General features: G+C 60.1%; 20 protein-coding genes. All 20 read right to left on the bottom strand.

Features of this window, described 5'->3' with window-relative positions; translation table 11 throughout:
* Window positions 1–119: 119 nt before the first annotated feature.
* The 20 genes from ACS5Q1_RS16385 to maiA all read right to left on the bottom strand — a co-directional run bounded on the left by ACS5Q1_RS16385 (window position 120) and on the right by maiA (window position 21,301).
* On the bottom strand, window positions 120–1,706 hold the full coding sequence (locus ACS5Q1_RS16385) for a hypothetical protein (protein WP_473099222.1): 1,587 nt from the start codon (window positions 1,704–1,706) through the stop codon (window positions 120–122).
* Window positions 1,707–2,336: 630 nt separating this feature from the next.
* Window positions 2,337–2,747 (bottom strand): DoxX family protein, encoded by a 411-nt coding sequence (locus tag ACS5Q1_RS16380; protein WP_473099221.1) that lies wholly within the window; start codon window positions 2,745–2,747, stop codon window positions 2,337–2,339.
* 69 nt (window positions 2,748–2,816) lie between these two features.
* Complete coding sequence (locus ACS5Q1_RS16375; RefSeq protein ID WP_473099220.1) at window positions 2,817–3,158, bottom strand: tetratricopeptide repeat protein; 342 nt, start codon at window positions 3,156–3,158, stop codon at window positions 2,817–2,819.
* A 400-nt stretch (window positions 3,159–3,558) separates the two neighbouring features.
* Window positions 3,559–4,953, bottom strand: coding sequence for an ATP-binding protein (locus ACS5Q1_RS16370; protein ID WP_473099219.1), 1,395 nt, complete (start codon window positions 4,951–4,953; stop codon window positions 3,559–3,561).
* Window positions 4,950–5,615, bottom strand: coding sequence for a response regulator transcription factor (locus ACS5Q1_RS16365; protein WP_473099218.1), 666 nt, complete (start codon window positions 5,613–5,615; stop codon window positions 4,950–4,952). Before ACS5Q1_RS16365 ends, ACS5Q1_RS16370 begins: the two co-directional genes overlap by 4 nt.
* Window positions 5,615–6,142 (bottom strand): PepSY domain-containing protein, encoded by a 528-nt coding sequence (locus tag ACS5Q1_RS16360; RefSeq protein ID WP_473099217.1) that lies wholly within the window; start codon window positions 6,140–6,142, stop codon window positions 5,615–5,617. Before ACS5Q1_RS16360 ends, ACS5Q1_RS16365 begins: the two co-directional genes overlap by 1 nt.
* Window positions 6,143–6,389: 247 nt before the next feature.
* Window positions 6,390–6,914, bottom strand: a complete 525-nt coding sequence (locus ACS5Q1_RS16355; RefSeq protein WP_473099216.1) for a hypothetical protein — start codon at window positions 6,912–6,914, stop codon at window positions 6,390–6,392.
* Between the two features lie 39 nt (window positions 6,915–6,953).
* Window positions 6,954–7,892: a DMT family transporter gene (locus ACS5Q1_RS16350; protein ID WP_473099215.1), complete on the bottom strand. Its 939-nt coding sequence runs from the start codon at window positions 7,890–7,892 to the stop codon at window positions 6,954–6,956.
* A gap of 107 nt (window positions 7,893–7,999) precedes the next feature.
* A complete protein-coding gene (locus tag ACS5Q1_RS16345; protein WP_473099214.1) occupies window positions 8,000–8,956 on the bottom strand; it encodes an MBL fold metallo-hydrolase in 957 nt (318 codons plus the stop codon).
* 17 nt (window positions 8,957–8,973) lie between these two features.
* Complete coding sequence (locus ACS5Q1_RS16340) at window positions 8,974–9,783, bottom strand: oxidoreductase (protein ID WP_473099213.1); 810 nt, start codon at window positions 9,781–9,783, stop codon at window positions 8,974–8,976.
* Complete coding sequence (locus ACS5Q1_RS16335) at window positions 9,690–10,181, bottom strand: oxidoreductase (RefSeq protein ID WP_473099212.1); 492 nt, start codon at window positions 10,179–10,181, stop codon at window positions 9,690–9,692. The genes ACS5Q1_RS16340 and ACS5Q1_RS16335 overlap by 94 nt, the downstream gene beginning before the upstream one ends.
* 45 nt (window positions 10,182–10,226) lie before the next feature.
* Window positions 10,227–11,963: an FAD-dependent oxidoreductase gene (locus ACS5Q1_RS16330; protein ID WP_473099211.1), complete on the bottom strand. Its 1,737-nt coding sequence runs from the start codon at window positions 11,961–11,963 to the stop codon at window positions 10,227–10,229.
* A 150-nt stretch (window positions 11,964–12,113) separates the two neighbouring features.
* Complete coding sequence (locus tag ACS5Q1_RS16325; protein WP_473099210.1) at window positions 12,114–12,803, bottom strand: EthD domain-containing protein; 690 nt, start codon at window positions 12,801–12,803, stop codon at window positions 12,114–12,116.
* Between the two features lie 10 nt (window positions 12,804–12,813).
* Window positions 12,814–13,563 carry an SDR family NAD(P)-dependent oxidoreductase gene (locus ACS5Q1_RS16320; RefSeq protein ID WP_473099209.1) on the bottom strand — a complete coding sequence of 250 codons (750 nt, stop codon included), beginning with the start codon at window positions 13,561–13,563 and terminating at the stop codon, window positions 12,814–12,816.
* Window positions 13,564–13,767: 204 nt separating this feature from the next.
* Window positions 13,768–14,628 carry an IclR family transcriptional regulator gene (locus ACS5Q1_RS16315; protein ID WP_473099208.1) on the bottom strand — a complete coding sequence of 287 codons (861 nt, stop codon included), beginning with the start codon at window positions 14,626–14,628 and terminating at the stop codon, window positions 13,768–13,770.
* 32 nt (window positions 14,629–14,660) lie between these two features.
* Window positions 14,661–15,383, bottom strand: coding sequence for an ABC transporter ATP-binding protein (locus ACS5Q1_RS16310; RefSeq protein WP_473099207.1), 723 nt, complete (start codon window positions 15,381–15,383; stop codon window positions 14,661–14,663).
* Between the two features lie 15 nt (window positions 15,384–15,398).
* Window positions 15,399–17,183, bottom strand: coding sequence for a branched-chain amino acid ABC transporter ATP-binding protein/permease (locus ACS5Q1_RS16305; protein ID WP_473099206.1), 1,785 nt, complete (start codon window positions 17,181–17,183; stop codon window positions 15,399–15,401).
* Between the two features lie 5 nt (window positions 17,184–17,188).
* Window positions 17,189–18,112 (bottom strand): branched-chain amino acid ABC transporter permease, encoded by a 924-nt coding sequence (locus ACS5Q1_RS16300; protein ID WP_473099205.1) that lies wholly within the window; start codon window positions 18,110–18,112, stop codon window positions 17,189–17,191.
* A 68-nt stretch (window positions 18,113–18,180) separates the two neighbouring features.
* Window positions 18,181–19,371: an ABC transporter substrate-binding protein gene (locus tag ACS5Q1_RS16295; protein WP_473099204.1), complete on the bottom strand. Its 1,191-nt coding sequence runs from the start codon at window positions 19,369–19,371 to the stop codon at window positions 18,181–18,183.
* Between the two features lie 1,294 nt (window positions 19,372–20,665).
* Complete coding sequence (gene maiA, locus ACS5Q1_RS16290) at window positions 20,666–21,301, bottom strand: maleylacetoacetate isomerase (RefSeq protein ID WP_473099203.1); 636 nt, start codon at window positions 21,299–21,301, stop codon at window positions 20,666–20,668.
* Window positions 21,302–21,342: the final 41 nt, after the last annotated feature.

Below are 21,342 nucleotides of genomic sequence, written 5' to 3'. Positions count from 1 at the left end.
GCGAAGCGGCCGTGCGCACCGTCGTCGATACGGCTCGGCTCACGCCAAGTGTCACCGTCTTCGGCACCATTCTCGCTACCGTCAGCGCCTGAAACCAGCCTCAGCAACGGCGTGGGTAATTACACGACGTTCTTGAGTGTCGTCGTTCCACTTCCATCGTTCAAGGCGACAGTGTAGCTGCCATCCGCCAATCGCGTCACCGTATAATCGGCTCTGGCACCGCTGAAGATGATCTGGTCGTAATCGCCGCCGCCATCGATCGCGTCGTTGCCCTTGGTGGCACCGAACACGTCGTCGCCCGCAGCGCCATTGATGGTGTCGGCGAAAATCGTTCCGGCATAAAAATCAGTCTTGGACGATCCGATAAACTTCTGAGCATACTTGTCGAGAGCGTCAGCGTATACGTTCAGCTGATTGGAAGGTGCCAACTTGCCCTTCATATAGGCTGCTGCGAAGTTATGGACCGGCCCATTCGCTTCGATCTCAGCCTCCTCGGTGCCATTGGCGGGAACAGCATTAAACAGCTCGAGGCCAGAGATCTTCAGTTGAGCACTGCCACCGATGAAATAGCCGTTACTGTCGAAGCTTCCGCTTCCACGCGTTCCATACTCGATAGCGTTGATCGTGCCTGCAACGGTATGCGTTCCAAAATTGTATTGGACGCTGCCGTGGGCGAGAACATATTTCCCGGCTGATCCAGTGCCATAGCCCAGGAACATCTCTTCCCCAGCCATGGTCGATGTAACACCTGGGTTTGCAGCTTGATTATCGAACGAGGGCATGACCCCATCGACACTCGACAGGAATCCCCCACGGATGAAGGCTTCGAAGTCCATCCCATCAGAATCGCTCGCATCGATGGTAATGACACCCTGCTGGGCCAAGAGGTTGCCGGAAGTGATGCTTGTATCGGAGAACTGGAAGTTCTCCACGTTGCTGACAGTATCTCCCCCCTCCGAGCCTGCGGTGCGCTCGTCAGTGATCGTGAAGCTACCATCGCCATTCTGGATGATGGTGTAGTCCGCACGCAGACCGGAAAACACGGCGAAGTCGTTGCCATCGCTGCCGTTGATAACGTCATTGCCGCCGCCGCCTTGAATAGTATCGTCATTCGCGCTGGCGACAAGGTTATCGGCGTAGCTGGAACCGATGATGTTTTGCGCGTAGCCGTCCAATGCGTCGTTGAGTTTTGCAACTAAGGCTGCACTCGTCCCGGCGCCTTGCAGAGCCTTATAGAAGTCATATACGGCGTTAAACGGCTTTGCCGGATCTGTGTTGATGCCCGCACCTCTTTCGGCGCTGATATCCCACCCTAAGATAATCAAATCCGCCGTGACGCCAGTCAGTTCACTAGGACCACCTGACTGCGCCGTGTCCAGTGTGCCGAATACGACCGAATTGATTGTTCCCGAAATCCCGTGTCCATAGGCTGCACCATGGTGGATATAATCATAGGCCAGGTTCTCGCCTTCGATGAGAACCTGCTTATTTGTCGCGGCATCTGACCCGTCCTTGTAACGGAAACCAACCTGAGTCCCGTTCTGATACGTCGGCGGACCTCCGTATGGATTGACATCAGGCGTACCCCCATAAAAGCTGGATGTTCCTGCCTTTAGTCCCTGGAAATAGGCCTCAAAATAGGTGCCGAGATCGACGCCGTTTGCAGCAGACGATGCATTGATCGTGATGGCCTTAGGTATGGACACGTCAGCTCCCCTTTGTCTCGCATGCCCGCGCCGGCGGGGCTTGGAAATCGCCACGGATCGGCCGCGGCGATCCTTTCGGGGAGCAGCTTCTACTTACACAAGCAAGTCGAGTCTAGATTAAAATCAAATATTAGAACACATCTAGACTACTGACCATATGTAATCTTTAATTAAAATCATTAGAAACTGACGTCTATACAAGCGCGCCTATGCTTCCGAATTGTAATAATTAAAATCTACTGCCTGCCATTACCACAAACTTCCTTAATGGCATGGAACTCCAACAATTGCTTTCCTACTGAAGTCAAATAGCGACTGACGGAAGAAGGCTTAAGTTGGAAAGATTCCTGCTGAGGCTGGTTGCAGAAGAAGAGCTCCACTCATCTCAATCGCCTCTCACTGCCAACTATGGTTTCACTTTTGGTTGATATGAATAGCTGCCATCCCGCTGAGAGAGGACGCATATCGATCGCCGTCATCCAGAGTCAGCGCGACCTTCAGGTGCACAATCCTCCTGCGGCGGTTTTATAGACACAAAGTCATTGCGCGCTATCGAATGAGCGACGTGCTCTTTAACTTTAGCAGGCTCTCTGCGCTTATCGAGAGTCTGGATCCTGCAACGTTGTCATCTCAGACGAGGCGCGAAGATAGTTCGCGTTGTGCCTGCCATGCGTCGATCGACCAGCTTCCTGCGCCAAATGCGACGAGAAGTAAGAAGCCGCCTGCAATCGCGAGATCTTTGTTGAAGTGAATGAACTCGCTGATGTCTGCGATGTGCCTATGAAAGAGGATGGCGGTCAGAACGCAGAAACCTCCTAAGGCCAATGCAGCCAGACGTGTTTGGAAGCCGCAAGCGATCAGCAGACCGCCACCTAGTTCGGTTACGATGACGAGCGGCAGAAGCATTCCTGGTACACCATGATTTTCCATGTATTGTACCGTTCCCTCGTAATATCCGATCTTGTTCCATCCCTCGACAACGAAGATGAACGCCAACATGAGCCTTGCGACAAAAGAAATCGGCGCCTGAAGCTTGATCATTGTCACCGTCCCTTACAAGATCCCGACGCGAGGGAGCCGTGTCGGAGAAATGCTCAGCCTTCTACCGCTTCATTGAGGAGTTCCTTCTATAGCCTCGGCCAGATCGCGATATTCCTCGCACTCCGTTCCACACAACGTCTGAATGATCTGCAATTGCTCCCGAGCGAGATCGAGCTTGCCCTGGGTAACATAGGCCTCGCCGAGATACTCGCGCACCTGGGCATATTTCGGATCCATAGCGACCGACTTGAGATAGTAGCCGATGCCCTCGTCGATCCGCCCAAGTTTTCGTGTGATGTACCCGCGATAATTGAGGGCCTTTGGCGTGTCCGGATTTCGAACCATGTTGAGCACTTCCAGTGCCTCGTCGAAACGCTCGGCCTGCGCAAGAGCATAGGCGTAATCTGTCACGGCCTCGTCCGTCAAAACCTCACTTCTGACTTGGACGCACCGACGGGATCTCTGGCTATAGATCTGACCTCTGGGGCAGGTCACCATATTGAGGGAGCCAGCATCACTGCCGCGTCCACCCTGCCGGCCTGCGCTTCCATTATTTCCACCCCCGCCGTCACTTCCGCCCCCGGCATTGCCGCCGCTGCCACCGCCGGAGTTTCCGCCTTCACCTGCCCCCATGGCAGGTGTGAGAACGCACGCGGTGCCGATCGACAAGACAAAAGCTCCTGCCAACAAACCGAGACGACGTATCATTTCACTATGATGCTTCATCGTGTCCTCCTGGAGGGTTCAGCCCTTTCATCAAGAAAACCAAACCTCGGGCTTCACTCGACCCGACGGCTATTGTTTGTCTCTCCTACAAACTCATCTGCATCTCACTCTTTGACGTATCGTGGGCCGGTCCTGATCGACAAAGAGGGATTTCGAATGCGATGTGACAACGTCCATTGCCTTCAATTTCAGCGCTCGTTCCGTATTCAGCCAGAATATCTTCCACAATACCGAGGCCAAGTCCGCTCGACCCGGGATCGGATCGTCCTGGCATGCCGCGCTCAGGTCTTGCTCCGTCAGCGTTCCCTGAGAAGCCAGGACCATCGTCCTCAACGCTGATCCGAGCCTTATCGCCCTTTCTTGCCACTTGGATAGTGACATGGGTCTTTGCCCATTTTCGGGCGTTGTCGAGCAAGTTGCCCATGACCTCACCGAAGTCATGGGGATCCATGTCCACGGCCAAGTCAGCAGGGATGTCCGTCTGCCAGATGAGCCGTTCCCCCCGTGGCATGTGCTGCATCAGCCGCAGGAGGCGAGCAATCGTTTCGTCCACCTGTGCATAGGCACCACAGCCGACCGACGTGCCACTGGTGCGGACTCGCGCGACCTCGCGCTCAACGTGATTGCGGATCAACTCCAGCTGCTCCTGCACGCACGCTGCGGCATCCTGTAGACCCGCTTTCTCAGGGCGCCGCACCTCACCGCCAAGAATCGTCAGCGGCGTCTTCAACCCGTGAGCCAATGCCCCAGCACGGTCTCGGGCCTTACGGACAAGGTTCTCCTGCCGATCGAGAAGTTTGTTGATGCTGTCGACGAGCGGAGCCACCTCGTTCGGAAAGCGTCGGGTCATGCGCCGGATCTGGCCGGTCTGAACCGCATTCAACTCATGTCCGACAGCCCCCAACGGGCGCAGACCGAGCGAGAGCTGGATCCAGGCAAAGAGAACAAGAACGGCGGCAATAGGGATGAGGACACGGGTCACATCCCATCCGAAGGCCTGCCGCAATTCGACAACCTGCCCGTGATCCAGGGCGACGGCAAGGCTGATACTGCGAGGACCTTGCTCGCCATCCACTGTGACCTGCCGTTCGATGACGTAGAGCTCTGATCCGTCAGGTCCATCGATCTCGAACGCTTTGTCGCGTTCGGCACTCTCGCGCGATTCAGCCAGGGAGAGTTCCTTGTCCCAAAGCGAGCGCGAGCGCATGATTGGGCGTCCTCCCTCGGAGACTTGCCAATAGGCGCCGCCATATGGCTGGTGATAACGCGGATCTGTCAGCTTCTGACTGAGCCCGTCCTCTCCTTCGGTACCGAAGGCTGTCGCCAATTCCGTCCAGTGGATGTTGAGATCCTGTTCCACGTACCGGAGAACCTGCCGTTCGAAGAAGACGACGAGAGAAGCGCCCGCGACGGCAATCGTTGCCACGATGGACATGACAGCGACGAGCAGCAATCGAAGCCGTATGGAGTTCCTTGTCATGGTACCGGTGTCTCCATGATGTAGCCGTGGCCACGCCTGGTTCCGATTGCTTCCGTGCCGATCTTGCGCCGGAGACGTGCCACCAAGGCTTCGACTGCATTGCTCTCCGGCTCGTCCGATCCATAGACATGCTCGACCAGCTCGCCCTGAGCGACAACACGATCCCGGTTATGAGCCAGATATCTGAGCAAGCGAAATTCAAGAGGCGACAGCTCGATAGCCCTTCCATTGACCATCACTCGGAGGCGACGCGTATCAATGCGCAGGGTACCGACTTCGATGAGAGGGGTGACATGGCGCCCGACGCGACGCAGCAGGGCAGCCAATCGGGCGAGGAGTTCCTCCATTTCGAAGGGTTTTGTCAGGTAGTCGTCGGCACCGGCATCGATCCCCTCAACCCTCTGCAACCAGGAGCCTCGGGCCGTCAGAACGAGAATTGGGACGGTGCTGGCCTCTTCCCGCAATCGCCGCACCACCACGGACAGGCCCTCGAGCTTCGGCAGACCAAGGTCGAGGATGAGAGCATCGTAATCTTCCGTGGAGGCTCGGAACCAGCCCTCCTCCCCGTCTCTAACGATATCCACGACGTATCCGGTCTCAGACAGAGCGTGCCGGATGTCTCCGGCGATTGCGGGCTCATCCTCGACGAGAAGAATCCTCATCAGCGTCTCCTGATCTGGAGAATTTGATTGTTGCGGGCGTCAACGATGACCTCCCGGTAACGACGGTCCCGGGTCAGAACGAGAAACTCATATTGCCACTCGCCACTCCAGGACTGGCGCAAATCCACCTCCAGAACCTGGCCGGGCACAGCCTTCGAGACCGTTGGGAGAACCTGGTTCAGCGCAAGAGCCCAACCTTGCGAGACGGCCTCGCGGGCGTTCTCGGGCGACGTGCTGCCCCAACTGCGCTGAGCCGGCGCGTCGTCTCCCCCGCGCCCTCGGCCACGTCCGCGGCCGCCGTCATCGTCTCCGCCATGGCCCCTGCCCTGACCGCCACCGCCATCGCGACCCCGCCCGCCATCATCGCCGCCGCCTCGGCCGCTATTGTCTCCGCCCCCCCGACCGCCGTCGCCACCTCCGCTGCCGCTATCGCCATCCTTGGCAAGCGCGACGGACAGCGAGGAACTTTCTACCGTGGTGAAGGCCAGGGTAGCCGCGAGCAGGGCAATAAGCTGACGTCGGACCATGAAGTCTTCCAAAGCTCTCAAGCATAGCACGCCCAGGCTGATATTTCGCTGACATACCCCGTCAGGTTCGCATGTCGCGCATCGTTCAGATTACCCCGGCATCGGCGCTGACCTTTCGCGGCGATGGATGAACGGAGGAAAGACGATGTTGAAGCAAGCCAAAAACGGACCGAGCTTATTGGTCCTCGGCGCCATCCTCGCCTCGCTGACGGCCGCCGTCCCGGCGGTCGTCGCGAGCGCCTTCCTGTCACCGGCGCTGGCCCGTGGGGGCGACGATGGTGGCCGTGGCGGACGGAGCGGAGATGACAGCGGCAGTCGAGGTGGTCGCGGGGGAGACGACAATGGCAGTGACCGAAGTGGGAATGGTAACGGTGGCCGCGGAGGCCGCGGCAGTGACGACGGCGGGCATGGTCATGGCAGCGATGATGGGGGACGCGGACGTGGGGGCGACGATGCCGGGCGCGGACGAGGCCGAGGCGGAGACGATGGGCCAACCCGAAGCCGCGACGACAACTCGCGCAATCACAGCCGGGCAGATGACGGCGCTCGGACAAGGACCCGGGATCAGGATCAGCACCAGATCCGGACACGCACTCGCGGCGCCGATGATCTCATCGAGGTGCGACGGCTTCGCGGGCGTGGCGCGGATGATGCAAATATTCTGGATGACAACGGAGGACGCCTGGACCGCGACAGACGCTTCGAGCCTGGTGATGACCGCAGGATCAATGGCCCATAAGAGGGCATGTGAGACGACCGTGGGAGAGGGCATCCCACGGTCGGGACGATCAGGAGAACGATGACGGACAGTTCATCCTGCGAGGACTCTCTTTCGCAGTATGCGCGTGAGGTCGAATGCGGTGAGCAGGCCGAGGGTGCAGATCACGATACCCAGGCTCTCGGCATAGCTCGGCCATTCATTCAGGAGCGGGATTGCGAGCAGAAGCGCTCCCGAAGGCACCAAGGCAGGAAAGAGCGCAGCCTCGCCCGCGCCTATGCGCGAGACCGCCTTGGCAATAGCAACAGGTGCCAGGCACCCGCCCAGGATGCCCTGAAAGAACACCTGAGCTAACCAGACATCCGACGATGCTGCGCTGTTATGGTTCCAGACCAGAAGGAACGGGAGAAACGTGACCATCGACAGGATGGAGACTTGGCCGATGCCGACCACCGGATCGACCTTCCAGCGACCAAGAAAATAGGTGAAGGTGCCCCAGAGAAGTCCTGCTGCGAGGAAGCACAGATCTCCAAGCCAGACATAAGTAGATGGTTGTGATGGCTGATCGTGCTGATCGGATGCGATGAGCAGCAATCCGGCGACGAGAACTGTCATGCCGAGCAAGCGGAGAACGGGCGGTCGCCTGCCGTCGAGCCACCAGGCAAGTGCATTGGCGCTCATCATCGTCGCCCCTGCGGTCAGCACCACGGCATGAGACAAGGGTGCTAGTCCGAAGGCCGTATTGATGAGTAGACCGAAGAGAGGTCCCGCCAACAGCGTCAATGAGAGGAGACGCACCCACCCGAGCCCATGCTGTTTGCGGCGCGACAGCACCAACGGCGTCAGCAGCAGAGCGGCAACGCCGAAGCGAAGCATGGACATGTCTATGGGAGCAAGGCCGTGCATTCTCCCAAGCCTTGAACCCACATTGTAGCCTGTCCATGCAAGAGCGGCAGTTACCCCCCAGAAGATGCCGATGGCCGTCGATGCCCAGATCTTGCTCTGGACGTCACTCATCTGGGCAAGGGACATGCTAAAGCACCTTTCCGAGTGCCCGGTCGATCCAGACACATTCGGACAGCGGTTGGAGGGCGTGCCTGCACGAGAGGAATTCAGATCTCGGATGCGGGCAGTTTCATTTAGCCCTGGAGTTTTGCCCACATCTCGCGGTCGCGTTCGGCGGTCCAGATGACGGGATGGTCGATGCCGGAGGCCTCGTCGAAGGCACGCGAGACATTGAATGGCAGGCAGTGCTCATAGATAGCGAAGTCGCCGAACTTCGGATCCATCACCTCGCGCGTGGCCGCAAAGCTCTCCTTCAAGGAGCGCCCTCGCGCCACCGACAGATCGGCCGCCCCATACAGACTGGTGACGAAGTCGCGCGTCATCGCCACCGCCTCACGTACCTGCTGCTCTCCCTGCAAGGCGTCGCCACGTCCCGGCGCAATCGCCTTGGGCTGGAAGTCCAGGATCGCATCAAGCGTCTGCGGCCATTCGCGCAAGTGAGCATCGCCGCAATAGCAGGCGGAGTGATACTCCACCAGATCGCCGGTAAACATCACCTCGGCATCCGGCACCCAGGCGACGATATCGCCCGCCGTGTGGCCGGCTCCGAGGTGGAACAGCTTGACCTCGCGCTTGCCGAGGAACACGGACAGGCCGCTCTCGAAGGTCAGTGTCGGCCAGGTCAGGCCCTCCGGGATGCTGCTCTCGCCGCGGAACAGGCGCGGGAAGCGGCCGATCTCGGAGGCCTTATCCTGCTCGCCGCGCTCGACGATGAGATCGTAGGTGGCATTCGACGCGATGATGCCCTGCGCCTGGTAGGCCGAGGCACCGAGCACGCGCACGGCATGATAGTGCGAGAGCACGACATACTTGATCGGCTTGTCGGTGACGGTACGGACGCGAGCGATCACGTCCTCGGCCATGGCGGGCGTGGCCTGGGCGTCGATGACCATGCAGCCATCGTCACCGACGATGATGCCGGAGTTCGGATCGCCTTCGGCCGTATAGGCATACAGATCCGGCCCGATTTCCGTGAACGACACCGTCTTTGCAGACAGATCACCCGTCGAAGCGAATGCTTTGGATGTCATCGTTTTGTTTCTCCCAGCTAGTGGCCAGAGCCCGTCAGGCTCTTGACGCTGTTATCGGTGAACTTGAGTTTTTCCATCAGGGGCGCTCGCTTTGCGAGCCACGGTCCATGCTGGATCGGCCAATGCGCGAAACCGGAATCATAGCCGAGCGCATGGGCCGCATGGTGGGGCCAATAGGGATTGTAGAGGGCTTGCCGACCGATGGCGATCAAATCCGCCTTACCCTCCTGGAGAATCGCCTCCGCCTGACGGCCGTCGAGGATGACTCCGACCGCTTGGGTCCTGACCTCCGCCTCACGGCGGATATGCTCCGAAAACGGAACTTGAAAACCCAACCCTCGCGGAACATTCATGTTGCGCGTCTCGTCCGAGAGCCCACCGGATGAGCAGTCAATCACGTCCACGCCGATTGCTTTGAGTTCCCGCGCGAACACAATAGAATCGTCCAGACCCCATCCGTGTTCGGTTCCGTCGACGGCCGAGATGCGCACGAAGAGCGGCTTTTCTTCCGGCCACATGGCTCGCACGTCCGCGGCAATTTCAAGGCCAAGGCGCATGCGATTCGCCTGCGACCCGCCATACTCATCCTCACGAAGATTGGATTGCGGCGAGAGGAAGGATGCGACGAGGTAGCCGTGTCCGAAATGCAGTTCCAGAACATCGAATCCAGCCTGCTCCGCGCGCTTGGCCGCGTCGACGAACATCTGCCGGGTCTCGGCGATTTCGTCCAAAGTCAAAGCGTCTGGCACAGACCATTCTGGCCCAGCCGCAACAGCACTTGGGCCGATGCGCCGCCATGGCTCGCCAGTCTCGTGCAACTGCTCCATCGTGAGGGCTCTGCCCCCCTCCCATAAGGCCTGCCCCCCTCCCATAAGGCCTGCGACCCAGCCTTGCGTCCCGCATGCGCCAGTTGCACGCCGATAGCGGCGCCATTCTGGTGGACAAAATCGACGATGGCTTTGAAAGGAGCAATCTGCTTGTCCGTCCACAGCCCGACGTCCCGCACGCCGATCCGTGCGCTCTGCTCGACAGCCGTGCTCTCGACAAAGATCAATCCTGCGCCACCCAGTGCGAACTTGCCGAGATGAACCAGATGCCAGGATCCCGCCAACCCCTGCTCGGCCGAATGCTGGCACATGGGCGAGATGACCACGCGGTTCTTGAGCGTAAGCCCCCGGAGCGTGAGTGGCTCGAAGAGCCGCGGCCGTTGATGCGCTGGTGTCATCGCTTATTCTCCAGAGCGGTTGATAAGCGCACTCATGTTCGAGGCTTAAGCCGCCGGACGGCTCGCGGTTGAAGCAGTTTCAGCCCCGGCACTGGCGAGATGCCGGCCTGCGATATAGCCGAAGGTCATGGCCGGTCCGAGCGTGATGCCGCCGCCGGGATAATTGCCGCCCATGATGCTCGCCATGTCATTGCCGGCGGCATAGAGGCCGGGAATGACATTCCCGCTCTCGTCGACCACCCGTGCATCGGCATCGGTCTTGAGCCCTGCAAAAGTGCCGAGATCCCCAGGCACAACCTTCACGGCATAGAACGGACCGCTCTCAATCGGGCCCACGCAGGGATTGGGCTTGTGATCCGGATCGCCGAGATACCGGTTATATGCGGTACTGCCGCGCTTGAACTGAGGATCTTCGCCCTTGCGCGCATCGCGATTGTAAGTCTCGACCGTCTGCTCGAATGCAGTAGCATCGACACCCAACTTCTCCGCCAGTTCGCGGAGAGTGCGCCCCTTCACCAGATAGCCGTTCTGCAAAGCGGGCATCAGAGGCACCGGGAACGGCTTCACGAAGCCCAAACCGTATCGGCGGATCGTCGGATGATCGACAATGAGCCAAGCTGCCTTTTCCAGATTGTCGCCACAGGCACGGACCATCGCCTGCACGAAATCGTGATAGGAGTTCGCTTCGTTCGTAAAGCGCTTGCCGCTCTTCGTCACGGCAATGACGCCGGGCTTGCCGCGATCGATGAAATGCGGGAACGGTCCGGCAGTACCGTCGCGGCGCGGAACCAGGGACACCGGAACCCACGCTGCCGCGTTGGGAAGGCCCTCGATCGCCTGTCCACCGACCCGCTCGCCCAGACGGATGCCATCGCCAGTGTTGCCGGGAGGGGCGGGAGACCAATGCTCCGCTCCCGTCGGGGCATGCGAGAACAACTCTTTCCGCCGCAGCATGTCCTGCGGAAAGCCCCCGGCGGCCAGCACGACGCCTCGACGGGTGCGGACTTCGGTAATCCCATCCTCCGTTTGAACCAGAGCCCCTTTCACGGCCCCGTCTTCCACGATCAGGTCCTTGACGGGAGATGATGTCCAGATCGGGATGTTCTGATCCAACGCAGACTTGGCCAAGCGTCCGATGAGAGCGTTGCCGTTCGTCAGACGCATCGCACGACCATGGGATATGAGGTCGCGGCCATACTTCGCCAGAAGCACGCCGACATAGGCGGCCGATTTGATGGAACGAGTCACGTTGAAGAAATGCAGGAGTTCCTTGCCCGATCCGATCATCATGCCGAGGAACGTGATTTCCTTCAGCGGCGGCCGCAGGCGAGCGATCTCCTTGCCAAGCTTACGTCCGTCATAAGGCGTCGCCACGACCGAACGACCGCCGGGCATGCCGCCCGGTGCATCCGGATGATAATCGGAGAAGGCCGGGCCAAGAGTGAAGTCCATCTCGGTCTTCTCCTGGAAGAACTCGACCATCTTCGGGCCATTCTCAAGGAAGGCATCGACGCGGTTCGCGTCGAAATGATTGCCGGCCTCATGCTGAAGATAGGTGCGGGCCGCTTCGCGGGAATCCTTGAAACCTTCCTGCTTCGCCAGCGGATTGCAGGGGATCCACATCCAGCCGCCGGAACGCGCCGTCGTTCCGCCGAAGACAGGCTCCTTTTCCGTGATGATCACGTCGAGACCATGAAGCCGGGCCGTCAGAGCGGTCGCAAAACCGCCTGCACCAGACCCAACCACGAGAACATCGCAGGTGACAGTTTTCGTCGGCTTCATGGCGCTCCTCAAATCCCGCCTAGGTCCGCAGCCTAGGGCGCTTCTGATTCAGCATTTGCGAATGCATTCGTTAATTTGTTTTAGACGAACGCGTTCGCTATTTCAAGACACTTTCAAGTACTCTGTCGATTTCTGGAACTGCAAAGCTCGTCAGATCACTTCATGCGGTTCCACGAGAAATGTCGTGATTTCCGCTATGAAGCTGAGCGCGTGCGTTTGCGAGACATTCGCTGCCGGCGAGCGAAAAGCCGCTTCGATATCGGCCACTGAACGAAACCACAATTCCACCATGCCATCGATCGGCAACGCCTCGTAGTATGCAGGCTTCCCAAGGCCGATGCTACGTTCGGTGACGAAATTCTGGTTGTAGCCCATGAGGTTCGGGAACTTCTTCACGGCCTCGGCGTGAAAGCCCCACCATTCTTCCTTGAACTGCTCGGGCGTCAGCTCAGCCTTGCGCGTCAGGATCGACATGCGCTTGACGAGCGGGCTGCCTGAGGTTTCCACTGGCACGACGATGTTCGGCTCGGCCGTGATCAACCCCGTGTCGCCGACGAAGCACACATGGTCTTCCGCAACAGCCCGATAGGCATCGGACGAGATCGCGCGATGCATGTCATCGATGCTGTCGAACCAAAGCTCCGAAATGCCGTCGATGCTCCATGTGCCCCGTGCGTGATCGATGGCAAGCTGGCGGCTGTCGACAACATGGTTCTGGTGGTACCGCTTCAAGCCCGGCAGCCGGGCCACCAGAGGCCCGTGCACGTCACGCCAATGGCTGTGGAAGTCCTCACTGCTCAAGCCTTGCTTTCGCGTCAGAAGCCCCATGCGAATAATCATGTTGACCTCCTCAGACTGCGAGATAGCCGCCATCGACCACGAGCGTCGTGCCCGTCACGTAGCTCGACATGTTGGACGCAAGAAAGACCGTCGGCCCGATCAGTTCCTCAGGATCTCCAAATCGGCCAAGCGGGATGCGGGAAAGGAAGCGCTCCGCCCGTTCGGGGTTGTTGCGCGTGGCTTCGGTCATTGGCGTATTGAGCGTGCCTGGCGCAATTGCGTTGACGCGTACGCCATCCTTGGCCAGCTCCTGTGCCAGATTCTGGGTCAGCATGCGCACGGCGGCCTTCGAGGTCGAATAGCTGATCGATGTGGATGTCGACACGAAGGATGCAATCGACGCCATGTTGATGATGGTCCCCTTCGTAGCTCTCAAGGCGGCAACGAAAGCCAGCGTCACATTGAGCGTCCCGTCGAGATTCACCTGCATCGCGGCATCCCAGGACCGCCGCACGTCAGGGCCGTCGATGGTGTTGCGCGGGCATATTCCCGCATTGTTGACGAGAATCGAGATTTGGCCGATGGAGGCTTCAACCTCGCGCGCTAATCCGTTGCAGGCTTCGGCATTAGCAACGTTGAGCGTGTAGGCCCACGCTTCACCGCCTGTCTCGACAATCCCCTTCGCGGTTTGCTCTGCCGCCTCCCCATTCAGATCGGTCACGATGACCCGAGCACCTTCCGCCGCAAGGCCGCGCGCAATGGCGGCGCCATTCCCCTGACCGGCGCCCGTGACAAGTGCAATACGCCCTTTGAGCAACATCTGTTTCGGCTCCCTGATCTGATTGAGGCGATGGTCCGGTTATGACGCATCGGACGCTGGACCCAGACAAACATATAACGAATGCGTTCGCAAATAGCGAATAGTCGTAGATTAGTATTCAGTCGCGGCGAGGCGATCACGCGAGGGGGCGCGCTCCACCGCAGCAGACCTTAAACGACTGAGCAAAGAGGAGTGCGAGAACGCTTAAGCGCGACGGCGACGCCTAGTGACGGGCGCCGCAACGATCTCGGCTTCCGCCGCTTCTTGAATGGCCCTGCCATCCGCATCCGGTACATAGCCGAGTTGCGCGGAGAGTTTCTGCGTGAAGGCCAACAAGGCCTTTGCATCCTTGCTGCTGGGGCCGATATCGAGAACCCCCGTCGGTCCGATCAGCGTGATGGCAAGCTGCATCTGCCCGCTGTAATCGAAGACGGGAGCCGCGATGCCGTTGATGCCGGTCACCGGTTTGCTCTCCGTCGCGGCATAGCCAAGCTGTCTGGCCGTTGCCACTTCGGCTTCCAGTTCCTTGCGTGAGGTCGTCGCGCCGACACCTTGGATGCGCGCTCCTTTCCGGAGCTCCTCACCCAATTGCGCTTCAATGATCTTCGGAGGCATGAAGGCTGCGAAAACCTTGCCTGTCGCGGTTCCGGTAATCGAGAAGACCGTTCCTGTCCGCACGTTCACGTGAACCTGGTCGCTGCCCTCCTGGACCTGAACGATGGTAGGGCCGTGTGTGCCCCAGACCCCAACGGTCACCATGAGGCCTATTTCTTCCGCAAAGCCAATCACTGCATTGGCCGCAAGCCGTAGCGGATCGAAGCTCCGCAGGCGCGCAATCCCGAGCTGCAGTGCGAACGGCCCTAGTTGATAGCGCCCGCTCGCCGCATCCTGCTCCACGAGTTCCAGTTTGCGGAAGCTGAGAAGATACGCATGTGCCTGAGCCGGTGCGACTTCCGCCATGGTCGCAAGCTCGCGCAGCATCAAGGGCCTGCCGGCCTTGACCAGGGCCGCGAGGATCCTTCCTCCGACCTCGACCGATTGTACGCCGCGTCCGTCGATACTCATGGCTCAATCCAATCTTCCCGAGAGCAGCAGCGTCATGCCGTGCCGTGGGACACCCCGAGATAGGCCGCACGAACCTTCGGATCGTGAAGGAGTTGCTGCCCCGTTCCAGACAATGTCACATTGCCGGTTTCGAGGACATAGGCTCTATCTGCAATTGCAAGTGCCATATTTGCCATCTGTTCGACAAGCAGGATCGTGATTCCAGAACGGCGGAGGGACACGATAATGTCGAAGATTTCCTGGATGATCTTCGGCGCGAGGCCGAGCGAGGGCTCGTCGAGCAGGAGCAGCCGGGGCTTGCCCATCAGAGCCCGAGCGATCGCCAGCATCTGCTGCTCGCCCCCAGACAGGGTGACGGCGAGCTGGTTCCGGCGCTCGCGCAGGCGCGGGAACAGCTTGAACTGCTCCTCGACCTCCGCCTCCAGGGCCTCGTTGGAAAGCCTGCGGAAGTACGCGCCGAGAGTCAGATTGTCGTAGACGCTCTGATCCGGAAAGACCTGCCTGCCCTCGGGAGACAATGCGATGCCCCGCGCAACTCTGCGATGTGGCGGGAGTCTGGTGACATCTTCCTTTTCAAAAAGGATTTGTCCGGAGCTGACTGGCATCAATCCGGCAATTCCCTTCAGCAAGGTGCTCTTGCCCGCCCCATTGCCACCGACAATGGCGACGACCTCTCCGGCTTCGACCTCGATGGTGGCTCTGCGAACCGCCGAGATCGGGCCATAGGAGAGATGAACGTCCTGAATCTTCAGCATAGCTGTTTCATCCCCTCAAGCCGCCTCGGTGGAGGTGCCGAGATAGGCCTCCATGACCCGCGGATCGGCCTGGATCTTGCCGGGCGTGCCTTCGGCGATCTTCTGGCCGTAATCGAGAACGATCACGTGATCCGAGATCGTCATGACGAGATCCATGTGATGCTCGATCAGCAGGATCGTGATCCCTTCGTTGCGGATGCGCACGAGCAACTGTCCGAGTTCCGCCGTTTCCTGTGGGTTCAGCCCGGCGGCCGGCTCGTCGAGCAGCAGGAGGAACGGCTCGGATGCGAGAGCCCTCGCCAGCTCGACCCGGCGCTGCAGACCATAGGCCAGGCTCCCGGCCGGGGATTCGGCATAGTGGGACAGGCCTGTGAAGGCCAGGATGTCATTGACCTTCCGAAGCGCCTTGGCCTCTTCCCGCCAAGCCTTGGGAAGGCCCAGGAGCGACGAGGCGAAACCGTTCTGCATGCGGGAATGCTGGCCGAGGAGCACGTTCTCGCGCACCGACAGATCCTTGAACAGCCTGAGGTTCTGGAAGGTCCGCGCGATCCCATGATCGCAGATCCCGTGAACCGATTGCAGGGTGATGTCGGAGCCCAAGAACGTCACCTTGCCCTGATCCGGACGAATGATCCCGGTGAGCATGTTGATGAAGGTGCTCTTGCCCGCCCCGTTCGGGCCGATCAGAGCGTGAATATGCCCTTCCGTCAGGCTGACGGAGACATCCCTTGCCGGAACGACGCCACCGAAGGCCTTGTTGAGATGATCGGCCGTCAGAAGGCTTCCCGCACCCGCACGAGGCATGGGCCGCGTCGGCAGCTTGGGGATTATCCTGCTTTCCACCGCCGCAGCATCGCTTCCCGCACTGCGGACCCAGCCGATCTTCTGGAAGAGCGATCCGAACACACCCGCCAGGCCCTTCGGCATGGCGTAGAGAGCAAACAGCAGCAGCGCGCCGTTGACGAAATGCTCGATCCAGGACCAGCGCGCCACGAGAGCGCCAATGATCACGAGCGTCACGGAGCCGAGCAGCGGGCCATAGAGAGAACCGCTTCCGCCGAACAGCACCAGCAGGAGAATGAAGATCGACAGGTGGAAGTTGATGAAGTCGGAATTGATGTACTGGTTCTGCTGCGCCACCAAGGCCCCCGCAAGACCGCAGGTCACGGCCGCAATCACGAAGGCAAGCACCTTGTAGCGATACACCGCCACGCCGACAGCACCGGCCGCGACCTCGTCGGCCTGAAGGGACAGGAAGGCCCGCCCGAACCGTCCACGAAGCAGGTTGCGAAGCAGAAGGTGGGCCACAAGGCACAACAGCAATCCGAACCAGACCCACTGCACCATGGTGAACGGCGCGCCACCGATATTCAGAGGCTGGATGGCATAAATGCCCATGGCGCCGCCGAAGACCTCGGAGCCTTCCGTCACCACCTTCTCGATGACGATGCCGAAGGCCAGCGTCACCATGGCAAGGCTCGGTCCTTTGACCCGCAGCGACGGCACGGCGATCAGGATGCCGAAGAACGCCGAAACAAAGCAGGCGAGCAGCAGCGACAGCCAGGGGCCGACTTCATAGCGCGTGGTCAGAAGAGCGACCGCATAGGCTCCTGCCGCAAACAGGCCCGCCTGACCGAGAGATTTCTGCCCCGCGAATCCCAGCAGCACGTTCATGCCCGCAGCGCAGAGGAAGTAGATGCAGATCATGAAGAGCGTGCGCAGATAGAACTCGTTCTCGATGAACGAGGCACCAAGCGCGAGAGCCGCAACGAGGCCGATGGATCCGATGATGTGGCGCATGCGCATTAAACCTTGTCGACGGCAGCCCGGCCGAAAAGGCCTGCCGGGCGGAATGCCAGAACCAGGATGATCAGACCGAAGACGACGATCTCACGCCACTGCGCCTGCCAGAGGCCGACGGCGGACTCGAGAACGCCCAGGATGAAGCCGCCATAAATGCAACCGCGCGGATTGTTCAATCCACCGATGATGGCTCCCGAAAAGGCCTTGAGAGCAAATCCCATGCCCATGAAAAGCGACGCGGAAGCAATCGGTGCGATCAGGACGCCGGCCACCCCTGCGAGGCCGCTCGACAGGGCGAAAGCGCCGATCATGACGAGGTTGACATTGATGCCCATGAGGCTCGCGGTCTGCGGCGAATGCGCAACGGCCATCATCGCCTTGCCGATGCGCGAGCGGCGCATCACGAGATCGAGCACGATCATGATCAGAATAGCGCAGGCGAGCACGAGCAGTTCCTGCGGTCGGACCCCTGCCCCGGCAATGCGGAGAACGTCGTCCCCCAGCGGAGACGGCACCATGACCGGAGCAGGACCCCAGACGGCGAGGCCGATGCTCTGCAGGATCACACCGAAACCGATGGTGCTCATCACCCAGTTCATGCCGCCCTTTCCGGCGAAGGGTCGGACGGCGAGGATAAAGATGAGAATTCCCAAAACACCGGCCACCACTCCGGCGCCGATAACGGCCGCAGGATAGCGCCATGCCGCTGCCGCCTCACTGGGAACAGCCGTTGCCGTGCCGGCGAGGCCAGACAGCAGCAGGAGCATCGTCACACCGATGAAGGCACCGAACGAGATGAACTCGCCCTGTGCGAAGTTGAGCGTCTTCGTGGTGGTGAAGGTGATGCTGAAGCCGAGTGCGATCAGGGCATAGACGCCGCCGACGGCAAGACCGCTCAGGAGGGTCTGGAGATATGCGTCCAGCATGGGGCGCTCCAAGGGTGCAAAGTGTCGGGCCTGCCGAACAGCGCCGGCAGGCCCGGTGGTCGTTGACTTTACTGCGTGAAGTCGGAAGGCTTCAGGGCCTTCACCACATCGTCGCTGTAGGAGACGAGCTTGCCGTCCTTCCAGTGCGTCCAGCGATAGTCGGAGGCGGTGAGCGCCTCGTGCTCGGTGGCGGAGAACGGCTTGCTGTAGGTCTTCATGATGCCCTCGACGGGCGCCTGAAGATTCTCGAGCGCCTCACGCATCTTCGCCCCTTCCGTGCTGCCCGCCTGCTTGATCGCGGCAGCCGTGATCATCGTCGCATCGTAGCAATGCGCCGCGAAGCTGAAGGCGCTCTTGGAGGCCATCTTCGAAGCGAGGCGATCGTAGAGCTGCTGCTGCTTCGGCGTACGGTCCTCGGTGATCGTGCGCATGAAGATCGGCTTCTCGGCCAGGGTCTTGCCGGCCGTATCGAAGAAGCTTGCATTGTCGGAGGACCAGGAGGTCAGGGTCACGGGGAAGTAGTTGATCTTCTCCATGCTGCGCACGAGCTGGCCGATGGGGGTGCCCTGCGCCCAGACGAGGACCGTATCGACGCCGGCGGCCTTCATCTTGTTGAGCTGCGAGGTCATGTCGGTGTCATTGACGCCGAACTTCTCGGTCGCGACAGGCTTCAGCCCCTTGGCGTCGCCGAGTTCCTGAAGATCCTTCAGTCCGCCCTGGCCATAGCCGGTCGTCTCGACGAGATAGCCGACCTTCTTGGTGGAAGCGTTGTTCTTCGCGTAGGCGATGAGGCCCGCGACCTGCGCCCGGTCGACCATCGACACGCGGTACATGTAGTTGTCCGAACCCGCGCTCTTCGTGATGTCGGTGGCCGAGCCGATGCAGCCGATGGACGGATTCTTCTTCTGGTTAGGGATGTGCTTCCAGGCAAGCGCGTTGCCGGAATTGGTCGGACCCAGAACCGCAACCACCTTCTCGTTGTCGATTAGGTCGCTCATGTTCTGAATCGACTTGGGCGGCTGCGAGAGGTCGTCGCGAACCACGAGGGCCAGCTTGCGGCCGAGAACGCCACCGGCTGCGTTGATATCTTCGATCGCGGCCTGGATGCCGAGCACACCGGCCTGTCCGCTCTGAGCGGATGGCGAAGCCGACAGATCGCCGTTGAAGCCGATCTTGATTTCCTGGGCGTAGCCGACGGTCGAGACGGTAAGCGCGCTTCCGAGAAGAGCCGCTTTCAGCGCTGCATATTTTGGCGTCATGGTGTTCCTTCCCTCAAAGGGTTCGATTTCAGCTGCGGGTGAGACGCCTGTCGCGCATCGCCCGCTCAGGGCTTCTTCAGCTCGGCAAGAACCTGCCGGATATCGAAAGTCGAACGGAAGGGAAGAACTGCGCGGATGTCATCCTGCGCATGCCGGCCGCGGCAGCTCAAGCATTGCGGCTCTCGGCTCACGGACGCTCCTCACCTTCTGCATTTTGCATTGTCCGCTCTTGTTCCAGAGCTTGCCGCTATTGGTAGCGTGCAGCGAACGCGTTTGCAATAGACGAATTCCCGACTTTAGTCGCGCCGCAGGCAGGCTGGGCTATTTCCCGGCACGGACGGGAGCACTCTCATTCCTATTCGCGAGCCTCCGCCATGCCTCTGCATAGGGCTTCAGAAGACGGATGCTCGCGCATGTCAGAAGCGGCGGCCCAAATCTGGAGCCGTAATATTATTATTCGCTCTCGGGTCTATCGAAGTCAGTGTCTGTCTGGAACCTCAACATTGTCATTGTCTTGCGATCCCGGATCTTCGCTGACGCTTCATCCGGGATGACGTTCCTTCATCCGCCTCTCTGGCGTCATCCCCGTCCCCGGACTTGATCCGGGGATCAGTCCCGGGGATCCACGTCTTGGCACCACTGTGGTTCCCAAGACGTGGATGGCCGGATCAGGTCCGGCCATGACGGGCCTGAGATGATGGGTCTGTCAAAGAGCTAGCACCGTGTGGCCCAGGGCTTGTGAGCCCTGAGCTGAATGGTAATCGAGGGTGGCGCGACAGGCAGCCCGGCTCGATGTCTGTGATGAATGAGAAGAGCCGAACTGTCTCTTCGCGTCCGGTTTGTTTCGGCGGACAGGAGAGGCAGGCTCAGTCAACCGCCTCAGGCGTGATCCGTCTGCGCGACGGGGGCCTGCGACCGATCCCGACTACCCGCCCAGCATCCTGGGCCACTCGCCTGATCCGCTTGCGAGGCGGACCAGCGAGACCGGGTCGTCTTCCACACTGCGACGCCTCGCGAGCGCGCCCCTCGAAGAAGAGACCCTGATGATATAGCCGGGCTTAGGAGAATTGTCAAGAACAAAAACAGAACATTTGCTCCGACCGCCCGACGGCTCCCTGTCATCAGGCCTTGGGCCTGCGATCCCGGCGACCTGAAGCGCTGCGCTTCGCAGCATCGGGATGAGCGGGACCAATCCCCGGATCAAGTGCGAGGACCGCCATGACCACCAAGTGTAAGCACAAAGGTCTGGTGAGCGCTCGCTCCCTATTACCAGCCAGATTCTTAGGTCGGACGACTACTCCGCATCCGGCTGAATGGATGGATGAGCTTTCCTGAAAGCCTCGTGCTCGCCAGCAAGCTTCTCGACGCGCAGGATGCGCGGATAGGATTCCAGCGGCACGTTGAATCGGCGCGCAGCATAAAGCTGCGGCACCAGATAGACGTCGGCCATGCCGGGCTCAGGTCCAAAGCAGAAGCCTTCGTCTCCGATCAGGGCCTCGACGGCCGCGAGCCCCTGCCCCACCCAAGTGGCAATCCAGGCTGCCACGTCCGGCTCCGAGCGGTCGAAAACCTTTCTCAGATGATTGAGCGGACCGACATTGTGCAGGGGATGAATGTCGCAGCCGATGATCGACGTGACAGCCCGCACCTTCGCACGCTGAACGGGATCGGACGGGAGCAGGGCAGGCTCCTGATATGCTTCCTCCAGATACTCCAGAATGGCAGGGGATTGGGTGATGACCGTGTGCTCGTCGAGAGCAAGAGCGGGCACACGGCCTTGCGGGTTGATGGCGCGATAAGCGGGCGCATTCTGCTCGCCGCCGTTGCGGACGAGGTGAACGAAGGCCTGCTCCGCCTCGATGTTCTTCAACGCCAAGGCAATGCGCACGCGGTAGGAGGAGGTCGACCTCCAATAGGTATAGAGCTTCATGGAAGAGACCTCAGAGCATCGGACCTAAAAGTGGAGTCCAC

It is taken from the genome of Microvirga sp. GN3 (assembly GCF_055792825.1).
Note: the sequence above shows the minus strand (reverse complement) of the source record. Positions and strands in the feature narration are given on the sequence as shown.